15 protein-coding genes, 2 tRNA genes, 3 rRNA genes and 1 pseudogene are annotated in these 21239 nt (G+C 43.8%); 17 read left to right on the forward strand and 4 right to left on the reverse strand.

Annotated elements, in window-relative coordinates:
- Nucleotides 1-46 precede the first annotated feature (46 nt).
- On the reverse strand, nt 47-574 hold the full coding sequence (locus tag HADU_RS12935) for a hypothetical protein (RefSeq protein WP_008307094.1): 528 nt from the start codon (nt 572-574) through the stop codon (nt 47-49).
- 59 nt (nt 575-633) lie between these two features.
- Nucleotides 634-1236, reverse strand: a complete 603-nt coding sequence (locus tag HADU_RS12940; protein ID WP_008307096.1) for a 2OG-Fe(II) oxygenase — start codon at nt 1234-1236, stop codon at nt 634-636.
- Nucleotides 1237-1351: 115 nt separating this feature from the next.
- Between HADU_RS12940 and HADU_RS12945 the strand changes: the two genes are divergently transcribed.
- The 13 genes and pseudogenes from HADU_RS12945 to HADU_RS13000 all read left to right on the forward strand — a co-directional run bounded on the left by HADU_RS12945 (nt 1352) and on the right by HADU_RS13000 (nt 14824).
- The gene (locus HADU_RS12945) at nt 1352-2209 is read left to right on the forward strand and encodes a 23S rRNA (adenine(2030)-N(6))-methyltransferase RlmJ (RefSeq protein ID WP_004809698.1); all 858 of its coding nucleotides are present in this window, start codon (nt 1352-1354) and stop codon (nt 2207-2209) included.
- A gap of 37 nt (nt 2210-2246) precedes the next feature.
- Entirely contained in the window at nt 2247-3065 is an 819-nt protein-coding gene (gene pssA / locus HADU_RS12950; RefSeq protein WP_004809697.1) for a CDP-diacylglycerol--serine O-phosphatidyltransferase, read from the forward strand.
- A gap of 18 nt (nt 3066-3083) precedes the next feature.
- Entirely contained in the window at nt 3084-4160 is a 1077-nt protein-coding gene (locus HADU_RS12955) for a DUF6670 family protein (protein ID WP_008307097.1), read from the forward strand.
- A 432-nt stretch (nt 4161-4592) separates the two neighbouring features.
- A 16S ribosomal RNA gene (locus HADU_RS12960) occupies nt 4593-6130 on the forward strand.
- A gap of 61 nt (nt 6131-6191) precedes the next feature.
- Nucleotides 6192-6268, forward strand: a tRNA-Ile gene (locus HADU_RS12965).
- A 44-nt stretch (nt 6269-6312) separates the two neighbouring features.
- Nucleotides 6313-6388: transfer RNA gene (locus tag HADU_RS12970), tRNA-Ala, on the forward strand.
- A gap of 461 nt (nt 6389-6849) precedes the next feature.
- Nucleotides 6850-9743, forward strand: a 23S ribosomal RNA gene (locus HADU_RS12975).
- Nucleotides 9744-9926: 183 nt separating this feature from the next.
- Nucleotides 9927-10041 (forward strand): 5S ribosomal RNA (gene rrf, locus HADU_RS12980).
- Together the 16S, 23S and 5S rRNA genes with 2 tRNA genes alongside form the textbook arrangement of a ribosomal RNA operon.
- Before the next feature lie 455 nt (nt 10042-10496).
- Nucleotides 10497-11843, forward strand: a pseudogene (locus HADU_RS12985) (MFS transporter).
- A gap of 353 nt (nt 11844-12196) precedes the next feature.
- A complete protein-coding gene (locus tag HADU_RS12990; protein ID WP_008306956.1) occupies nt 12197-13546 on the forward strand; it encodes an aromatic acid/H+ symport family MFS transporter in 1350 nt (449 codons plus the stop codon).
- Between the two features lie 83 nt (nt 13547-13629).
- On the forward strand, nt 13630-13761 hold the full coding sequence (locus HADU_RS16040) for a hypothetical protein (protein WP_260396158.1): 132 nt from the start codon (nt 13630-13632) through the stop codon (nt 13759-13761).
- A 67-nt stretch (nt 13762-13828) separates the two neighbouring features.
- Entirely contained in the window at nt 13829-14473 is a 645-nt protein-coding gene (locus HADU_RS12995; RefSeq protein WP_004814056.1) for a hypothetical protein, read from the forward strand.
- A gap of 21 nt (nt 14474-14494) precedes the next feature.
- Nucleotides 14495-14824: an ankyrin repeat domain-containing protein gene (locus HADU_RS13000; RefSeq protein WP_008306958.1), complete on the forward strand. Its 330-nt coding sequence runs from the start codon at nt 14495-14497 to the stop codon at nt 14822-14824.
- 57 nt (nt 14825-14881) lie between these two features.
- Here the strand turns inward: HADU_RS13000 and HADU_RS13005 are convergent, their stop codons facing one another.
- Complete coding sequence (locus HADU_RS13005) at nt 14882-15442, reverse strand: type 1 glutamine amidotransferase domain-containing protein (protein ID WP_008306959.1); 561 nt, start codon at nt 15440-15442, stop codon at nt 14882-14884.
- Nucleotides 15443-15816: 374 nt separating this feature from the next.
- Complete coding sequence (locus tag HADU_RS13010) at nt 15817-16509, reverse strand: TIGR04219 family outer membrane beta-barrel protein (RefSeq protein WP_008306960.1); 693 nt, start codon at nt 16507-16509, stop codon at nt 15817-15819.
- A gap of 302 nt (nt 16510-16811) precedes the next feature.
- Between HADU_RS13010 and HADU_RS13015 the strand changes: the two genes are divergently transcribed.
- The 4 genes from HADU_RS13015 to zupT all read left to right on the forward strand — a co-directional run bounded on the left by HADU_RS13015 (nt 16812) and on the right by zupT (nt 21225).
- Nucleotides 16812-18254: an aldehyde dehydrogenase family protein gene (locus HADU_RS13015; RefSeq protein WP_008306961.1), complete on the forward strand. Its 1443-nt coding sequence runs from the start codon at nt 16812-16814 to the stop codon at nt 18252-18254.
- A gap of 476 nt (nt 18255-18730) precedes the next feature.
- On the forward strand, nt 18731-20206 hold the full coding sequence (locus HADU_RS13020) for a sodium-dependent transporter (protein WP_004814063.1): 1476 nt from the start codon (nt 18731-18733) through the stop codon (nt 20204-20206).
- A 10-nt stretch (nt 20207-20216) separates the two neighbouring features.
- Entirely contained in the window at nt 20217-20327 is a 111-nt protein-coding gene (locus tag HADU_RS15450; protein WP_008306962.1) for a methionine/alanine import family NSS transporter small subunit, read from the forward strand.
- 82 nt (nt 20328-20409) lie between these two features.
- Complete coding sequence (zupT, locus tag HADU_RS13025) at nt 20410-21225, forward strand: zinc transporter ZupT (RefSeq protein ID WP_008306963.1); 816 nt, start codon at nt 20410-20412, stop codon at nt 21223-21225.
- The last annotated feature ends 14 nt before the right edge of the window (nt 21226-21239 follow it).

Below are 21239 nucleotides of genomic sequence, written 5' to 3' on the forward strand. Positions count from 1 at the left end.
AATGCCTCATTCATGAGGCATTTTTTATGAGAATAATTTCGCAGTTTTAATGCATCCGGCTGTGTAGAATTTGAATAAACCAGTCCTGTTGACGGTATTCTTCAAATGCTGGATGTTGATCTACCAGTTCCAGATCAAAATTGTTCAATTTACTGTATTTATTTAACCAGTGACGGGTCATAGCCGGTTCTTTTTTGCTTGCTGAGGCATATGCCAGGAAGAAATAGATATCTGCATGCTCATAACGGCTCATCGGTTTTAAAATCTGCTGGGTAATCAGTGCATAGCGATTTTCTTTTGTGAGTTCAAAATAGATCATGTAGGCTTTAGCCAAATGCAATGACAGATTGATATACAGATCGAGAGGCATTTCTTCAAACTCGATTCGGCCTTGTTCCAGCAGAACAATCGCTTCTTGCAGGAAATGTACCTGTTCCTGACGTAACTGACTGATCGCTACCAGTTGCAGGCGAAGGTCAGCCCGTTCAAGCGCCAGCTCAGGGGTATTGCCATTTAAAAATAGCTGATCTGTTTCACCAATGCGTGCAATGATCTCTTTGGTGGTTGGTCGCATGAACGCAGTCCTCGTGTCTTAATGATTGGTATATGAGGATGATTGTCTGCTTTTAAAGACTAGATTAAAGAGGTATCTGAGCGTAACCACGCGGTAATGGATAAACGTTGATGTTTGGCTACTAATACTTCGTGCAATAAGTCACTTTGGAAGAATGCTAAACGGTTGGGCTTAGGTGAAATCGTATGCCACTGTCCATTTTTATCTTGTAAATGTAGTTCACCCCCCCAGTCATCTTGCCATTCTTCATGCAGATAATATACCGAGGAAATCATACGGCCATTCTTACCTTGCGGGTTATCGCGGTGAAGAGCATAGAATTCACCTGCGTTATAGCAGGCAAAATGTGCTTCGACATCTTTAATACCCAAATAAAATGCGCGGTTTAAAACTTGAGAAAATTGTTGCAGGGTTTCGGTATGTTGGTGAGAGATTTGAAATTTAGGTTGTAACCAAAGAATATGATCACTGCGGATGTTGCTTACTACGCCATTTTGAATCGCGGCATCACGAAATTCGTTTAAGTGACTTAGGCATTCTTGACTGACCGCATGTTGATATTCAATTGAATAAGCACCGTCAATAACACTAAAGCCATGTTGATCTAAATCATCTAAGATTTGATCAACATTCCAATCCCCTGGGATGACAACTGCTTCCATTTTTCAATTCTCGAGCGTGTGGTAAAAAAGGTTTGCTATTTTAGAGCAATAATCGTTTCTGAACGAATCAGTTTTTCATGTTAAAATAGCTATTGATCTTAGGAATAATTGAAACATGAATTATCGTCACCACTTCCATGCAGGCAACTTTGCCGATGTCATGAAGCACGTGTTATTGCTTCAGATTTTGTCTCGCCTTAATAATAAAGACAAGCCATATCGTTATATTGATACGCATGGCGGCGCAGGTAAATATGACTTGTCGACTTCAGAAGCGCAGAAGTCTGGTGAGTTCTTAAACGGTATTCATCGCCTGATTAAACTGGATGATTCGATTAAGCGCAATGCCCCTGAAGGCATACAGCAATATTTAAAAATTGTTGAAAAAATGCGTGAAAGTTTTGGTAAAGGCGCGTATCCGGGTTCCCCGTGGTTTGCCCTTGAAGGCATGCGTGAAATCGACAAAGCCACCATTTTTGAAATGCAGCGTGATGTCTTCCAGCAGCTTGATCAGAATATTTTTGACAAGCGTGCTGGTCTGCATGAGCGTGATGCTTATGAAGGTTTGCTCGCAGTCATTCCACCGAAAGAAAAACGCGGTCTGGTAATGATCGACCCGCCGTATGAGCTGGAACGTAAAGATTTCCCTCAGTTAGTCGAGTTGATTGCAGCAGCTTATAAAAAATGGCCGACAGGCGTATTTGCTGTTTGGTATCCAATTAAAGACCGTGCCATGATTGAGCGTTTCGAGAAAAAAATGTTCAAGACCGGTATTCGCCGTCAGCTGATCTGTGAAATATGTGTATGGCCAGACGACACTCCTGTTGGTTTAAATGGTTGTGGTCTGTTGGTGATTAACCCACCTTGGAAGTTCTCTGAAGATGCTGATGAAGCACTTCAATGGTTATTCCCGCATTTACGTATGCAGGAAACTGGTGGTCACGCCGCAGTTCGCTGGTTAGTAGGCGAATAATTTTTTAAAGATCAGGTCATAGCTAGGATCGACAAGAATGACAAATATAAGCAAACCGGAACGTGACTCTTCCACCGAAGCGCCTTTTGATGGCATCACCTTTGAGGTGGAAGAAGAAGAGCATACTCAGGAAGGGCAGAAAATTAAGCGTCGAGGTATCTATCTATGGCCTAACCTGATTACAACCGCAGCGTTGTTAGCAGGTTTTTACTCGATTATTGCCAGTATGAATGGCAATTTTCAGCAAGCCATTTATGCGATTTTTATTGCAGCATTACTTGATGGCCTAGATGGACGTGTTGCACGTGCCATTGGTGCGCAAAGTCCGTTCGGTGAACAGTTTGATTCGCTATCGGATATGCTGGCCTTTGGTGTGGCGCCTGCTATCTTGATGTACAGCTGGGGCTTAAGTGAGTTGGGCCGGATTGGTCTGGCGGCATGTTTTGTTTATACCGCTTGTGCCGCTTTCCGTCTGGCACGTTTCAATGTGCAGATCGGTGTGGTTGATAAACGCTACTTCATTGGCGTCGCGAGTCCACTTGCTGCCGTAATGATTATTTCGCTGGTCTGGGTCGGTTTAGATTTCCCGGAAATTTTCGATATTAAAGATTCAGTGGTTCAGATCATCAATGCCGTTGCGATTGTGATTACCGGTTTGCTGATGATCTCCAATATCAAATACTATTCTTTTAAAACGGTAGAGCGTAAACGAGTTCCATTTTTTGTCTTGCCAATTGCCGTATTTATCTTTGCAGCGATGACTTACAATATTCCGGTCGGGATTCTGGTTATCTCTGTAATTTATGCTTTGTCTGGTTTTGTTACAACTTTTATGGCGAAACGACAAGTGAGCTAGTATGCAGGAGAGTCTGATATGGCGTTTCTTCAGGATTTATTGGATCGTTCGAAACAGCTGAATCAGACTCCTGCTGCCCAAGCCGATCTGGCCTGTCACGGTCCTAATAAAAAATATAAATATATTCACCATCGTTTTGTTATTCCCAATCTGCCTGCGCCACTGCATTATTTCAATTTTTTTAGCATGATCGGTCAGCCGAATGTGCCGATGCTATGTAATCCCGATGCCATTCATACGGATGCCTTGGATACAGCAACGGTAATCTGTAGTACCAGTCCGCACATGGTCGGTCAGTTGAATCATTATTCCATCCAGAATGAGTGTCGCTTTGAAAGCTGTAACTTTAATTTTCATACACGTGAGCAATTGAGCAGTATATTTCCGGAATTTCATTTCACCCGCCAGGATGACGAGCTCAGTGTTGATCTGAAAATTAGAGCTATCGAGTTGATTACCCACTTTACCCAGCTTCGATTTTCTCTGGCTGATTATTGGTCGATTCCATGCTGGTGTGAAGGTGTCATTCAATATAAAGATCAACAATACCAAATCGAAAGTCTGGGTAGCTTTGAATATGCCCGTAGTTTCAAGTTTCCCTATTTGCCATTTGCTTTCTTGACTTATCAGATGATTAACCTGAGTCAAAACCGACAGATTATCCTGGTTCAGGTACGAGATAGCTTTAATAAGATTATTCAGTCACGCATTTACTATAAAGATTTGGAAAGCCAGCAGACCCAAATGCTGGATGAAAAGGTAATTTTTAAAGTGCATCGGGTCTATCCAAGTGTGACCACACCAAATGGCCAGAAAATGTATTTACCACGTGAATTCGAATGGCACTGTGAAAGTAAAGATGGAATTCAGATTTCAATTCAAGGACAAAGTCGAGGTGATTTTAAATTTGGTCTTGGGGCAGGCTATGTGGGTAGTTTTAGCTATCAGGTAAAGATTAATGATCAGCAAGAAAATGGGGAAGGGGGCTATATTGAATACATTGATTGCCGAGCTTTGCGCTTCCAGGAACTCAGCAAAGAAGAAAAAATATTAAGTAACGTGCCTGATTCTGTACCATTTTTAGTCAAAAGATAGAGAAAAAGCTGATTTCTGTAGAATAAATAAACAGACGGTGGTTTTTGTTGAAAAAGGGGGTTGCAAGCCTCCTGAAATACTGTAGAATGCACATCCATCGGCGGTGATGAAGATTAAAACTTCTGATAAAACAGTAACTTAGTTAAGATTGGTTGAGTTAGGTTTTATTTGATAAGTTTAAAAATAATCTGATTTACTGGTTGACTTTCTAGAGATAGAGAGTAATATAGCCGACCTAGCTTGCTGCTGACGAAGTAGCAAGAAGATCATTAAGAGATTATGAAGAACAACTTGTGTGGATTTTTACTGGTTGATTGATCGAAATTATTTTCATTGATTGATGGTAGAAATTACTCGAAGTTTATTTGAGAAATTGATGTCAGAAAATTGATGAGCCAGATTTGGTGTTTTGAATAAAGCACTATTGATTTTAAACTGAAGAGTTTGATCATGGCTCAGATTGAACGCTGGCGGCAGGCTTAACACATGCAAGTCGAGCGGGGAAGGTTGCTTCGGTAACTGACCTAGCGGCGGACGGGTGAGTAATGCTTAGGAATCTGCCTATTAGTGGGGGACAACGTTCCGAAAGGAACGCTAATACCGCATACGCCCTACGGGGGAAAGCAGGGGATCTTCGGACCTTGCGCTAATAGATGAGCCTAAGTCGGATTAGCTAGTTGGTGGGGTAAAGGCCTACCAAGGCGACGATCTGTAGCGGGTCTGAGAGGATGATCCGCCACACTGGGACTGAGACACGGCCCAGACTCCTACGGGAGGCAGCAGTGGGGAATATTGGACAATGGGCGCAAGCCTGATCCAGCCATGCCGCGTGTGTGAAGAAGGCCTTTTGGTTGTAAAGCACTTTAAGCGAGGAGGAGGCTCCTTTAGTTAATACCTAAAGAGAGTGGACGTTACTCGCAGAATAAGCACCGGCTAACTCTGTGCCAGCAGCCGCGGTAATACAGAGGGTGCGAGCGTTAATCGGATTTACTGGGCGTAAAGCGTGCGTAGGCGGCTTTTTAAGTCGGATGTGAAATCCCTGAGCTTAACTTAGGAATTGCATTCGATACTGGAAAGCTAGAGTATGGGAGAGGATGGTAGAATTCCAGGTGTAGCGGTGAAATGCGTAGAGATCTGGAGGAATACCGATGGCGAAGGCAGCCATCTGGCCTAATACTGACGCTGAGGTACGAAAGCATGGGGAGCAAACAGGATTAGATACCCTGGTAGTCCATGCCGTAAACGATGTCTACTAGCCGTTGGGGCCTTTGAGGCTTTAGTGGCGCAGCTAACGCGATAAGTAGACCGCCTGGGGAGTACGGTCGCAAGACTAAAACTCAAATGAATTGACGGGGGCCCGCACAAGCGGTGGAGCATGTGGTTTAATTCGATGCAACGCGAAGAACCTTACCTGGCCTTGACATACTAAGAACTTTCCAGAGATGGATTGGTGCCTTCGGGAACTTAGATACAGGTGCTGCATGGCTGTCGTCAGCTCGTGTCGTGAGATGTTGGGTTAAGTCCCGCAACGAGCGCAACCCTTTTCCTTATTTGCCAGCGGGTCATGCCGGGAACTTTAAGGATACTGCCAGTGACAAACTGGAGGAAGGCGGGGACGACGTCAAGTCATCATGGCCCTTACGGCCAGGGCTACACACGTGCTACAATGGTCGGTACAAAGGGTTGCTACCTCGCGAGAGGATGCTAATCTCAAAAAGCCGATCGTAGTCCGGATCGCAGTCTGCAACTCGACTGCGTGAAGTCGGAATCGCTAGTAATCGCGGATCAGAATGCCGCGGTGAATACGTTCCCGGGCCTTGTACACACCGCCCGTCACACCATGGGAGTTTGTTGCACCAGAAGTAGGTAGTCTAACCGCAAGGAGGACGCTTACCACGGTGTGGCCGATGACTGGGGTGAAGTCGTAACAAGGTAGCCGTAGGGGAACCTGCGGCTGGATCACCTCCTTAACGAAAGATTGACGATTGGTAAGAATCCACAACAAGTTGTTCTTCATGACGATGTATCTGAGGGTCTGTAGCTCAGTTGGTTAGAGCACACGCTTGATAAGCGTGGGGTCACAAGTTCAAGTCTTGTCAGACCCACCATCTGCAAACAGAAAATCAGAACATTGAATCCTATATGATAAGCTGGGGACTTAGCTTAGTTGGTAGAGCGCCTGCTTTGCACGCAGGAGGTCAGGAGTTCGACTCTCCTAGTCTCCACCAAATTTCAAGATAAGAAAAGCATGCTTTTCCTTGAAATTTAAGCAAGAAGCTACGCTTCGCGCAGTTGAAAGACTACGTAGTAAGCAAACGAACTGATAGCTTATAGAGCTTAGTGATTAAGTTGCGTATAATGCGCGGCATTGTTATTAAGCTCTGTGATTTATCACAGTTGACTGTAGTCCGACGAGGATACAGTGAATCATTAACAGAATATATTTGAGTTGAAATAATTTGTTCAAACTCGTTTTAAGATCAACATTAACAGTAATTTATTACTGAGACATGAAGATTAAGAAATGAGTTCTAGCGATTAAACTGAATCAAGCGTTTTGGTATATGAATCTAATTGAAGCTGTACAGTGCTTAAGTGCACGAAACTCTAACTGTGAGAAAGGCTAGTTTACTAGTTGATCTTGTTGTTAATCTTACTTGTAAGGATTAACGACTGTTTGGGGTTGTATAGTCAAGTAATTAAGTGCATGTGGTGGATGCCTTGGCAGTCAGAGGCGAAGAAAGACGTGATAGCCTGCGAAAAGCTCCGGGGAGGCGGCAAATATCCTGTGATCCGGAGATGTCTGAATGGGGAAACCCACCTGGTATAAGCCAGGTATCGTATGATGAATACATAGTCATACGAGGCGAACGGAGGGAAGTGAAACATCTCAGTACCTCTAGGAAAAGAAATCAATTGAGATTCCCTCAGTAGCGGCGAGCGAACGGGGAACAGCCCATTAAGTCATATCAGTTTTAGTGGAATGCTCTGGGAAGTGCAACCATAGTGGGTGATAGTCCTGTACACGAAAGGGCTGATATGATGATGTCGAGTAGGGCGAGGCACGTGAAACCTTGTCTGAATATGGGGGGACCATCCTCCAAGGCTAAATACTCCTGACTGACCGATAGTGAACCAGTACCGTGAGGGAAAGGCGAAAAGAACCCCTGTGAGGGGAGTGAAATAGATCCTGAAACCGCATGCATACAAGCAGTGGGAGCCGACTTGTTCGGTGACTGCGTACCTTTTGTATAATGGGTCAGCGACTTATATTCAGTAGCGAGGTTAACCGAATAGGGGAGCCGTAGGGAAACCGAGTCTTAATAGGGCGTTTAGTTGCTGGGTATAGACCCGAAACCGGGTGATCTATCCATGAGCAGGTTGAAGGTTAGGTAACACTGACTGGAGGACCGAACCCACTGTCGTTGAAAAGCCAGGGGATGACTTGTGGATAGGGGTGAAAGGCTAATCAAACTCGGTGATAGCTGGTTCTCCCCGAAAGCTATTTAGGTAGCGCCTCGGACGAATACCATTGGGGGTAGAGCACTGTTTCGGCTAGGGGGTCATCCCGACTTACCAAACCGATGCAAACTCCGAATACCAATGAGTACTATCCGGGAGACAGACTGCGGGTGCTAACGTCCGTAGTCAAGAGGAAAACAATCCAGACCGCCAGCTAAGGCCCCTAAATTATAGTTAAGTGGGAAACGATGTGGGAAGGCATAGACAGCTAGGAGGTTGGCTTAGAAGCAGCCACCCTTTAAAGAAAGCGTAATAGCTCACTAGTCGAGTCGGCCTGCGCGGAAGATGTAACGGGGCTAAAACTATATGCCGAAGCTGCGGATTTGCAATTTATTGCAAGTGGTAGGGGAGCGTTCTGTAAGCCGATGAAGGTGGATTGAGAAGTCTGCTGGAGGTATCAGAAGTGCGAATGCTGACGTGAGTAACGACAAAGCGGGTGAAAAACCCGCTCGCTGAAAGACCAAGGGTTCCAGTCCAACGTTAATCGGGGCTGGGTGAGTCGACCCCTAAGGCGAGGCCGAGAGGCGTAGTCGATGGGAAATTGGTTAATATTCCAATACTTCTGTTTAATGCGATGAGAGGACGGAGAAGGTTAAGTCAGCCTGGCGTTGGTTGTCCAGGTGGAAGGTTGTAGGCATGTATCTTAGGCAAATCCGGGGTACTCTATGCTGAGAACTGATAGCAAGCTGCACTTGTGCAGTGAAGTGGCTGATACCATACTTCCAGGAAAAGTCTCTAAGCTTCAGTTAAACAGGAATCGTACCCGAAACCGACACAGGTGGTCAGGTCGAGTAGACCAAAGCGCTTGAGAGAACTCTGCTGAAGGAACTAGGCAAAATGGTACCGTAACTTCGGGAGAAGGTACGCTGCCGGCGGTGATAGGACTTGCTCCTTGAGCTGTTGGCAGCCTCAGAAACCAGGCCCCTGCAACTGTTTATTAAAAACATAGCACTCTGCAAACACGAAAGTGGACGTATAGGGTGTGATGCCTGCCCGGTGCTGGAAGGTTAATTGATGTGGTTAGCGCAAGCGAAGCTATTGATCGAAGCCCCAGTAAACGGCGGCCGTAACTATAACGGTCCTAAGGTAGCGAAATTCCTTGTCGGGTAAGTTCCGACCTGCACGAATGGCATAATGATGGGGGCGCTGTCTCCAGCAGAGGCTCAGTGAAATCGAAATCGCCGTGAAGATGCGGTGTACCCGCGGCTAGACGGAAAGACCCCGTGAACCTTTACTGCAGCTTGACATTGAACTTTGATCTTACTTGTGTAGGATAGGTGGGAGGCTTTGAAGTGGCGACGCTAGTTGCCATGGAGCCGTCCTTGAAATACCACCCTGGTAATATTGAGGTTCTAACTCTGTCCCGTTATCCGGGACGAGGACCATGTCTGGTGGGTAGTTTGACTGGGGCGGTCTCCTCCTAAAGAGTAACGGAGGAGTACGAAGGTGCGCTCAGCGTGGTCGGAAATCACGCGTAGAGTATAAAGGCAAAAGCGCGCTTAACTGCGAGACCCACAAGTCGAGCAGGTACGAAAGTAGGTCTTAGTGATCCGGTGGTTCTGTATGGAAGGGCCATCGCTCAACGGATAAAAGGTACTCTGGGGATAACAGGCTGATACCGCCCAAGAGTTCATATCGACGGCGGTGTTTGGCACCTCGATGTCGGCTCATCTCATCCTGGGGCTGAAGCAGGTCCCAAGGGTATGGCTGTTCGCCATTTAAAGAGGTACGCGAGCTGGGTTTAGAACGTCGTGAGACAGTTCGGTCCCTATCTACCGTGGGCGCTGGAAATTTGAGAGGATCTGCTCCTAGTACGAGAGGACCAGAGTGGACGAACCTCTGGTGTACCGGTTGTGACGCCAGTCGCATCGCCGGGTAGCTATGTTCGGAAGGGATAACCGCTGAAAGCATCTAAGCGGGAAGCCTACCTCAAGATAAGATTTCCCTGTGACTTTATGTCACCTAAAGAGCCGTTGAAGACTACGACGTTGATAGGTTGGATGTGGAAGCATAGCGATATGTGAAGCTGACCAATACTAATTGCTCGTGAGGCTTGACTATACAACACCCAAACAGTTGTTGTGTAACGCTCAATTGATTTCATATTGATCTAACGATCAAACAAAAACTTGATTTAGTGAACGCTAAAGAACAAAATACTGCAACTCAGATATTATCTGTTAAACTCATTTGACCAAGCATTGGCATCTAAATAAGACCAAACGCAAAGTCATAAACAGTTGTGCTGGCGACCATAGCAAGAGTGAACCACCTGATCCCTTCCCGAACTCAGAAGTGAAACCTCTTAGCGCTGATGGTAGTGTGGGGTTTCCCATGTGAGAGTAAGTCATCGCCAGCTCATTATTCTAAACACCCCCTTCAATAGAAGGGGGTGTTTTTTTATGGGAAGAATTTAATCAAATAAATGTTATTTATATGTCATTTCGACTGAAATATCACATAAAAATAAAATTGAGAGGCGTATACTAAACCAGTCTATGGAGCGGATATGTCCCCAAATTCATCTTCAAGCCATATTAAATATGGATCTTCTATCTTCTAAAACTTGAATATTCATGTAATTGTCTTTCCTAGTCTGCTATTAAATTAATTAAAAACTGAACCACACGGTCTAACTTTCTATGCCATTTTGCGACCTTTGTATAGTATTTGAGCAAAGCTCAGCGTGCTCAACTAGGGCTGTTGCGAAAGCATGGCGGGATAAATCAATAAAAATAAGATTAAATAGTTAAATGTCATGTGTCGCGGTTTAAAACAATGAAATTGAAAACTCACAGGAGGTGAGACGTCACAATGAATACAGTCAATGTGAATGAGGTCATTGATAAGGCCAAATTTACTCCATTTCACTTTAATGTCGTGTTCTGGTGTTTGCTGATTATTTTATTTGATGGTTATGACCTGGCAATAATGGCGTGGCTTTACTGCTCTTAATGCAGGAGTGGTCTTTAAGTGCAGTACAGGCGGGTATGCTGGCGATTACAGCACTTGCAGGCATGATGTTTGGCGCGATGATGTTTGGTACGCTGGCAGACAAGATTGGCCGTAAGAAAGTCATCATGATCTGTGTGGTGCTGTTTAGCGGTTTTACCTTTGCAGGTGGCTTTGCGTCTAACCCGACAGAATTCGGTATTTTACGTTTCCTTGTTGGTTTAGGCATTGGCGGTGTAATGCCGAACCTGGTGGCTTTAACTTTTGAATATGCCACGCTTACGTGCAACTTTGGTCACTACCATGTTCAGTGGTTATGCGGTGGGTGGTGTAATGGCTGCTTTATTAGGTGCATGGTTTACTCCTAATTTTGGTTGGCAAATCATGTTCTTTATCGCAGGTGTGCCTTTACTGTTATTGCCTCTAATCTGGAAATTCCTGCCAGAATCTCTGACATTCTTGGTGAAAGCGCAGAAGCATGATAATGCTCGTCAAATGATGCAGCGTTTAGATGATCAGCTCAGTTTAAATGACCAGACTCAATTGGCTTTAAGCGAGATTAAAATTGCTGAACCTGCTTTTGTGAGCAGCCTGTTTAAGCAGGGGAGTACCGCAAGCACACTGTTATTCTGGTTAGCCTTCTTTATGTGTTTACTGACACTGTATGCCTTAGGCAGCTGGTTACCGAAACTGATGATGGCAGCAGGCTATTCGTTAGGTAACAGTTTAATGTTCCTGCTGGCAATGAATATTGGTGCAGTCATTGGTACCGTAGGCGGCGGTATCCTAGCAGACAAATTCCACTTAAAACCTGTGATTATCACTCTATGTTTGTCAGGTGCAGTGGCATTATCGCTATTAGGCTTTAAATCTCCTCAACCTGTGATTTACTTCCTGGTTGCCGTGGCAGGTGCTTCAGCGATTGGTGGTCAGATTCTGCTTTATAGCTATGTGGCGCAATACTATCCATTAACTGTTCGTTCAACCGGTATTGGTTGGGCTTCAGCGGTAGGGCGTAGTGGGGCAATTGTCGGTCCAATCCTGATCGGGATGCTGCTGGGTATGGAATTACCACATCAGCTGAACTTCATGGCTGTTGGCCTACCAGTGGTGATTGTAGCCATTGCCGTATCACTGATTGTGCGTAAAGACCGCGTTGTAAATGCAGATCCAATGGCAGAGCCGAAGCTTAAAACTGTCAAGGCTTAATGACCCACTGGTTCTTATATTCATTTTTAATCTTTAAAAACGTTGAAACCCCTTCAAATAAGGGGTTTCAACGTTTAAATTCATAATTTTTAATAGAAATCAAAATATATTTCTTGCTTAGAAAAATTACTAAAAGACCCACTTAAAAATAGATTTTAAATATATAAAACAAGCATTTAAATATTAATAACAACGTGAATAATCACATAAATGTATATCTCTAAAGCTTTAATTTACCTTAACTATGGTCTTATTGTAACGCGAAATCCACTTCAGTATATTCGCTCGAACTGACTGTTTTGTCGTAATAGTCAGCAGGATTTATGGACAAGTACTCATGGGAGATGAGAACGATGACAACGGAAAAAATAGATGTTAATTCTGTAGTCGATAATGCGAAATTTACGCCTTTTCACTTCAATGTAGTTGCTTGGTGTTTACTCATTATCTTATTTGATGGCTACGATTTAGCAATTAATGGTGTGACGCTGCCACTCTTAATGCAAGATTGGGGCTTAAGCGCAGTACAAGCAGGTATGCTGGCCAGTACAGCACTTGCAGGCATGATGTTTGGTGCTATGATTTTTGGTTCGCTGGCAGACAAGATTGGCCGTAAAAAAGTGATCATGATCTGTATCGTGCTGTTTAGTGGTTTAACTTTCGCGGGCGGCTTTGCATCTAACCCGACTGAGTTTGGGATTTTACGTTTCCTTGCTGGTTTAGGCATTGGTGGTGTAATGCCAAACCTGGTAGCACTGACTTCTGAATATGCGCCACAAAAGATGCGTAGTACCTTAGTAACCACAATGTTCAGTGGCTATGCCGTAGGTGGTGTCATGGCCGCTTTACTTGGCTCATGGTTTACTCCAGATTTTGGTTGGCAGATCATGTTCTTTATCGCGGGAATTCCACTGTTCTTATTACCTGTGATCTGGAAGTTTTTACCTGAATCTATTTCATTTATGGTGAAACAAAATCGCCAAGCGGAAGCACGAGAGATTGTGCGTCGTATGGCACCAGATTTAAAAGTAACTGAAAATACAGTATTCACTTTACCCCAGGAAAATGTACCTGAAGCTGCGAACGTGGTTAGCCTGTTCCGCCGCGGTCGTGCAGTCAATACATTATTGTTCTGGGTAGCATTCTTCACTTGCTTGCTGACGATGTATGCACTTAGCAGCTGGTTGCCAAAACTAATGATGACTGCGGGCTACTCAATGGATAACAGCCTGATGTTCATGATGGTCATGAATGTGGGTGCAGTAGTTGGTATCGTCGGCGGTGGTATTCTGGCTGACCGTTTCCACCTGAAACCAGTACTGATGTTCCTGGGTATTATGGGTGCGATTGTGATGAGCTCAATGGGCTTTGCGTCTAACCAGTTCTTACTTTATATCTTGGTGTTCCTGGCTGGTGCAGCATCAATCGGTTCACAAATGTTGCTATACAGTTATGTAGCGCAGTACTACCCACTGGCAGTACGTTCTACAGGTATTGGCTGGTCTTCTGCGATTGGTCGTATGGGTGCGATTGTAGGTCCAATCCTGATTGGTGGCTTACTGGGTATGAACCTGCCTGCACACTTCAACTTTATGGCAGTCGGTTTACCGGTTCTGATTACAGCAATTGCGGTTGCATTGATCATGCATGAAAATGAGGCTAACAAGATTGGTTCAGTCGAGCCAGCAGTGTCGAAAGCTTAAAAAATTGAGTTTTAAAATGAAGCCTCCGAAAGGGGGCTTTTTTATGTTATAAGAATCTAATTTTTAAAAATAAATTCTAAAAGATGAATGAAGAACAATTAATAGCTGAAGCAATTTTGCAACTTAAACAAGAATCAAATGTTATTAAAGATTATATTTTCCCTATAGCTATGGCACTTGTTTCTTCATTAATTGGTGCAATAGTAGGGGTATAGGGTCTATTTAAGACAAGAAAAGCTAACTGCAGAAAGAAGAAAGCTAGATATACTTAATAAATGGATTTTGATCGCAGATGAAATACATCAATCATTACTTGCTACTAAATATAATTATTACGGTAATTTAACTTCACATCCCTATCAGAGATTTCTTGCTGTTCCATCAATTATTGGTATGGGTCAAAATTATCAATTCGAATATCATGAATTAGTTTTTATTACAGACCAAAAAGAAACTAAATGGTTGAACGTAGCCTATCTAAGAACTCTCTTCGCTAATTACAATACTTTGCTTTCAATGTGGAATATTAGAAATGAAATTAACGATAAAGTTCGTATACAGTTCTTTAAAGCTAATAATTTAAATATAGCATATGCTGATTTAAGTGATGAAGAAATAGAGTCAAAAATTAATCAAAGTGATTTATCTTGTTTAATTGATCTAACAGAACGTAGTTTGCGGCTTACCGATGACTTAATTATTGAGTTTTATAAATTTTTAAACGAATTTCCTGCAGCTGTAAGTAAGAAAATAGATTTAAATTTATTGAAAAATTATGGGTTTATATTACATCTTGATTTGAAAACGAATAAAGCAATTCATCTCTTACTAGAGGAATGTCCTTTACCTGATTATAAAAAAATATCAAAAATTACAGGAAGGACTGAAGAAGAACTTATGGCAAGATATAGTCCATTATTTAAGTAAAAATAGTAATGGGTAAAGTATATGGAATTCAATTCGATCTCCCCAATCCCTGAAGATGATGATGAACTACATCTTCCTGAACTGGTGTACTGGGCTTCAGTCGGCGACGTTGAACAGGTCGAGCAGGGCTTACAAGAGGGTCTAAACGTTAACTCCGCCGATAAAGAAGGCTATAGCGCATTACAGGCTGCTGCCGAAAATGATCATCTTGAAGTGGTAAAGTTACTGGTGAGTAAAGGTGCAGATGTCGATCATCGCAGTACTTATACTGCTTTAGAGCTGGCTGAAATGGCAGGTAATAAAGATGTCGTGGAATATTTAAAAAGCCTGAAAGGCAGCATTCCTAAATAAAAAGAATAAAAAAAGAAACCCCACAAGCTGGGGTTTCTTTTTGAGAACGGTTTAGGATTACGGAATAATATCCATATCCGCTTCCAGTTCTTCCACAATTGCAGTATTAAAAGCCGGTAAATCATCCGGATTACGTGAAGTAATCAGCACCCAGCCATTGGTATTGCAACGGTGTACTTCTTCATCGACCCATTTTGCACCGGCATTCTCTAGATCCAGCTTGATACTCTTATAAGAAGTCAGGTTTTTATCTTTGACGCGACCCGCATCAATCAGTGCCCATGGACCATGACAGATTGCCGCAATCGGTTTCTGGTTATCGGCAAAGTACTGGATGATGCGTTGAGCATCTTCATTGGTACGTAATTTATCCGCATTCACTGTTCCGCCAGGAATCACCAGCAGATCATAATCTTCTACACTGACTTCATGCATGGTTGTATCAGGTGTGTATTGTGCACTTGGCTTGCTGTCAGCTTCCATGGTGTGGACATCTTCATTTTTTTCTGCAGCATGAATCACCACAAAACCATGTGACTGCAAGAAATCCAGGGGCTGGACTAATTCATCGTGTTCAATGCCTTCGTTCGAGGTGATAATCAGAACTTTCTTGACCATGATTGTAAATCTCAATATCTGCAGGGGTCTTTAGCTTAGCAATAAGGCATTTTTAGAAATGTTGCTTTTTTAGCCGAGGACTGTAAGCATTTATAGAAGAAAAGCCTGATAGAACAACAGAGAAAAACAATAGATGGAAAAAAGCCCCGATATCCTATCGGGGCTTTTCCGTATTTCGTGATTTAGGTATAACTCCTGTCGTACCTCACGTCCTGGTGCATCTGCTTATTTTTGTTTTTATGTTTTGGAGCATCCTGCTCTCTATGGGTTTAAGATACTGCAGCTTAATGTAGCTTGAAAGACGCAGATAACAGCTTATGTTGTACGCCTGGGCTTACAGAATGTAAGTGGTATTATGTAAGTCATTCTTTTCATTAAAAGTGCATGTCCAGACCAATATAAGGACCTTTAAATTCCAGCTGAAGATCTGGCACATTATTTTGCTCCGCATCAATTTTCATCATGCGATAACCCAGTTTGGCACCAAGGTCTACCGCTAGATTATCAATAAAGTCGTATTGAAGTTCAGCTTGTACATCGGTCTTTTTAGTGTCGCTGCCATGGCTGTAAACAGCTTCAGCTTTGGCGCTCATCCCGGTAAATGGCAGTTTGACACCTGCTGTTGCGTAGAGCAGAGGGCTGTATTCATCCAGATCATATTGGCTTAAAGCACCGGCGTTCAGGTTTTTCACCGTACCATCTAAGTTTGTTAAGCCGACACCGACATCCGCATGCACAACCGTATCCAGCAATTCGTAATACAGAATATAGTCAATATTGTTCAGCTCGATATCTGAAGCATTAAGTACAGTGCTTTGCTCGCTGTTGCTGTCGAGATTTACATATTTGATTTTCGCATTTGGCAACAACGGTACCGGATGTTCCAAAGCTACAGACAGCTGTGCCGTACCTTGACGGTCCAGATCATGTTTATTGGCATTGTCAGACTGGCTATATCCGTCAAAATTCCAGTAGCTGGCATCTGCTTTCAGACCAATGATATCGGCATGGCTGACGCTACTCAGCGCCAGTCCGCATAATAAAGTATTGATGATTCTTGCGTGCATAGGTTGAATTTCCTTGTGCTTGACTCAAATTGAGCAGTTTTATGACCTAAATCCATATTTTTAGTATTTCTGGCTAGCTGCATCATATAGGTAATTTTCAAAATGTATATGGCAGCAAGTAGGGAACCATCCAGTCAGATTGAGCTTAATTGTTCAGTTTTATTTTGCTAGATCTAGAACAATTGCATAGCAGGCTTTTCAGCCATTTCAATCAAGGTCTACATTTTAAAAACGCATGTCACTGGATCTTGAGCATATAATCAAATATATCGAAATATTGCGTGACCCTGAAAGGACATGACATGACTAAACCCCGAGCAGTAATCGACTATCCGCTTTATGTTGCAGGTAAGCCAGTGGAAACCTCAGAGTGGCTGGAGGTTCAGGATAAATATACGCATAAGGTTTGCGCACGTGTGTCATTGGCAGATGCCAAAATTCTGGAAAAAGCCATTAAAGCAGCAGTCAAAGCCGAAGCGGAAATGGCGGCTCTGGAGCCTTATCAGAAACAGAAAATCCTGTTGCACTGTGTGAAGCGCTTTAATGAAATTCGCAGTCAGTTGACCGAGATTCTGATTGCTGAGGGGGGTAAGCCACGTAAAGCTGCCGCAGCTGAAGTGGAACGTCTGATCAATACTTTCCAGATTGCTGCTGATGCCGTGACTCAGGTTGATTCAGGCCGTATGATGCCATTAGCAGTTACAGCAGCTGCATCGGGCTATCAGGGTTTTGTGAAACAGGTTCCGATTGGCGCCGTCTCCCTGATCAGTCCTTTTAATTTTCCGCTGAATCTGACCGCTCACAAGATTGCGCCTGCAATTGCAGCGGGTTGTCCCTTTGTCTTAAAACCTGCCAGCCTGACACCGGTATCTGCCTTAAAGATTGCTGAGATTCTGGCAGAGACTGATTTACCACCAAATGCGTTCTCGATACTGCCCTGTCCACGTGAACTGGCGGATGTACTGGTGACAGATGACCGTTTCAAAATGCTCAGCTTTACCGGTTCTGATGTGGTCGGTTGGGATATGAAAGCGCGGGCAGGGCGCAAGAAAGTCACGCTGGAACTGGGTGGTAATGCCGCAGTAATGATCGAGCCGGATACTGAAATTACGGATAGCTTTATTGATCGCCTGATCGGTGGTGCTTTTGGTCATGCCGGACAGGTCTGCATCAGCGTGCAGCGTATTTTGGTGCATCAAGATATCTACGCTGAGGTGAAGAAAAAACTGGTAACCAAACTGAAAAAGCTTAAACCAGCGGATCCGGATTTGGACACCACCCTAGTCGGTCCAATGATCAAGGAAGCTGAAGCCCAACGTTTGAAAAAATGGCTGGATAAAGCCGTGAAGAAAGGCGCTAAAGTGCTCAGTGGCGGCAAGCTGGATGGCGTGATGTTTGAGCCGACCTTACTGGAAGATGTCGATCATGGGCTAGAAGTGTATAAAGATGAAGTGTTTGGTCCAATGGCAATCTTGGAAAAATACAGCGATTTTGAGGCCGGGATTGAATGCATCAACAGCAGTCGTTTTGGTTTGCAGGCGGGTGTTTATACCCAGAACCTGAACAAGATGCTATATGCCTGGAACCAGTTGCATGTCGGTGGCGTGATCATCAACGACATTCCATCCTTCCGTGTTGATAATATGCCGTATGGCGGTGTAAAGGATTCGGGATTAGGGCGTGAAGGCATCCAGTCTGCAATTCGTGACATGCAGGAAGAACGAATACTGGTGATTAAAGCCTGAATAATGATTTAAATTTTAAGTGTTCAGATCATGCGCACATTTGCTCATGATCTGAGTTTTTAAAGTTCAGCTATTCAATAAGAAGAGAACAGGAATAATTTTTATAACTCATCAAGATATACTTAAAAAACAATATATTCCTAAAAGTTAATTCACTTATAACTTAATAAATCAAGCTAAGCCTGGAGAAATATTGAACGGTTGAACAAGATATATTATAAAAAATTAATATTAGGAGCAGAATTTACACAAATCATACTTAAAACTCAGTATTGTTAAATCCATATACACGGACAGTGTGGGCAAGATGCTTTATCCAGGATTTGACATGCTAGACCGTTGGCTGATTTAGAAGCTGAAGCTCACAAGGCAAGGCTCCAATTGAAGCACCCAGAATTATTTTTATTGGTACTTTTTTTGCTCGCGCGATAACCACAATAAGCAGCATCTAAAGAGACCTAAGGTTTAGGTGTTCTATGACAGATACTCGAGAGAATTGGTCGGCACGATCAGGATTTATTATTGCAGCGATTGGCTCTGCAGTAGGGTTAGGGAATATTTGGCGCTTTCCATACGTTGCCTATGAAAATGGCGGAGGCGCATTCCTGATTCCTTATCTGATTGCGATTTTCGCAGCAGGTTTGCCATTATTGTTTTTAGATTATGCAGTTGGACACAAGTTCCGCAAAGCACCACCGATGGCCTATAAAAAACTCATGAATGCAGAATCTCTGGGTTGGTGGCAGGTGATGGTGACCCTGATCATCGGGATTTATTATGCCAGCGTATTGTCCTGGGCTGGCAGTTATATGTTCTATTCCTTCGGACAACAGTGGGGAACCGATACTCAAGGCTTCTTCTTCAATACCTATCTGCAAAATGGTGAAGGCCTGACCTTCGGTTTTGTTCCGGTACTGTTTTTTGGTCTGGTAGTCGTTTGGGCAGCGGTGATGCTGATCCTTTACGGTGGAGTACGCCGTGGGGTAGAACTGGCGAATAAAATCTTTATGCCATTGCTGGTGATTTTATTCACGATCCTGGTGATTCAGGCAGTACGTTTACCTGGTGCAGTCGATGGCTTAAATGCCTTCTTTACTCCAAACTGGGAAGCCATGACTAATTATAAAGTCTGGCTGGCAGCTTTTGGCCACATCTTCTTCTCACTTTCGGTGGGTTTCGGGATTATGTTGACCTATGCGTCTTACTTGAAACGTAAAACCAACCTGACCGGTTCAGGTATCGTGGTGGCATTGGCGAACTCGTCTTTTGAAATTCTGGCAGGTATTGGTGTCTTTGCAGCACTTGGTTTCATGGCATTCAGCTCAGGTGCAAAGGTTGAAGATGTAGTATCTGGTGGTATCGGTCTGGCCTTTATTGCCTTCCCGAAAATCATTTCCAGTTTAGGTGCAGGTGGAGACCTGTTCGGCTTCCTATTCTTTGCGTCATTAACAGTGGCGGGTATTACCTCCATGGTAAGTATCCTGCAGGTGCCAATTGCGGCATTCCAGGACAAGCTGGGTTGGTCAAAGAACAAGTCCGTGACGATTATTGCCGGTGGTTCAGCAGTGGTATCGACTTTGATCTTCTCGACCCATAGTGCCATTACATTTGTCGACATTATTGACTACTTTGCCAATAACATCGGTATTGTCGGTGGTGGCCTGTTATCGATTATTTTATTGTCCTGGTTCCGCCGTCCATTGATGAAACAGCTGGAAATGCATGTCAATGAATTTGCCAGTGTGAAACTTGGTGCCAGCTGGAAGTTCATGCTGACAGTGATCACACCTTTGTCATTATTGCTGGCATTGGGTTTAACCCTGAAATCAATCATGGCAGAAGGTTATGGTGGTTATCCCGCAAGTACACTATGGACGATTGGTGGGGGCACCCTTGCATTCTTTATTCTGGGCGCCATTCTGCTCAGTCTAGTTAAAGACCGTCATAGTTAGGAGAACCAATATGAATACATCTGCATTGATCATGATGATTTTCTCCATCGTTTTATTATGGGGTGGTCTGGTACTCTCTGTGATTCATCTGGTAAAAAATCCGGAAGAACCAGAAGACTAACAATCTTCACATAAACTGATTGTTGCTGTAAATGAAAGTCATTATCATCTTTGCTGATAATGACTTTTTTAATGGCTGACTTATGGGTATTGCTTCCGTTACTGATGCACAAGTCTATACAGCCTTTGCCGTAACTCTATTTGCCGGCTTGGCCACCGTGGTGGGTGGGGGACTGGTATTATTTTTAAAAAAGCCCAACCTGCGTGTCATGTCCTTCGGTCTGGCCTTTGCTGCTGGAGCGATGATTTATGTGTCTCTTACTGAGATTCTGACCAAATCCATTGATTCTTTTAGCGTGGCGTATGGCGCGAAAATGGGGTATGCCTGGGGAACCTTGACTTTATTACTGGGTGCAGTCTTGGTGCTGTTACTGGATCATCTGGTCCCCAATCCGCATGAGACCTTGGAAAAAAATAATACCCAGGATCTAGGACAGGAACAGTTGCTGCGCACCGGCTTGCTCACGTTATTTGCCATCACTGCACATAATTTGCCGGAAGGCATGGCGACCTTTTTTGCAACCCTGGAAAGCCCGATGCTGGGTGCGCCGTTGGCGGTAGCGATTGCGATTCACAATATCCCAGAAGGTGTAGCGATTGCTTTACCGGTATATATGGCGACACATCGACAATCCTATGCATTGCTCGCCAGTTTGGTTTCTGGTCTGGCGGAACCTTTGGGAGCCGCATTGGGCTACTTCATTCTGGCACCGTATCTGAATACCACCATCTATGGCATCATTTTCGGTCTGATCGGTGGCGTGATGGTCTATCTGGCCTTGGATGAAATGTTGCCAACCGCCAAGCGTTATTCCAAAGGTCACGAAACGGTTTATGGCCTGATTAGCGGGATGGCGGCGCTTGCCAGCAGTCTGGTGATTTTCAAATTTCTCCAATAAATCTAGAATAAAAA

The organism is Acinetobacter sp. HA (assembly GCF_000264725.1).
GTDB lineage: Bacteria > Pseudomonadota > Gammaproteobacteria > Pseudomonadales > Moraxellaceae > Acinetobacter > Acinetobacter schindleri.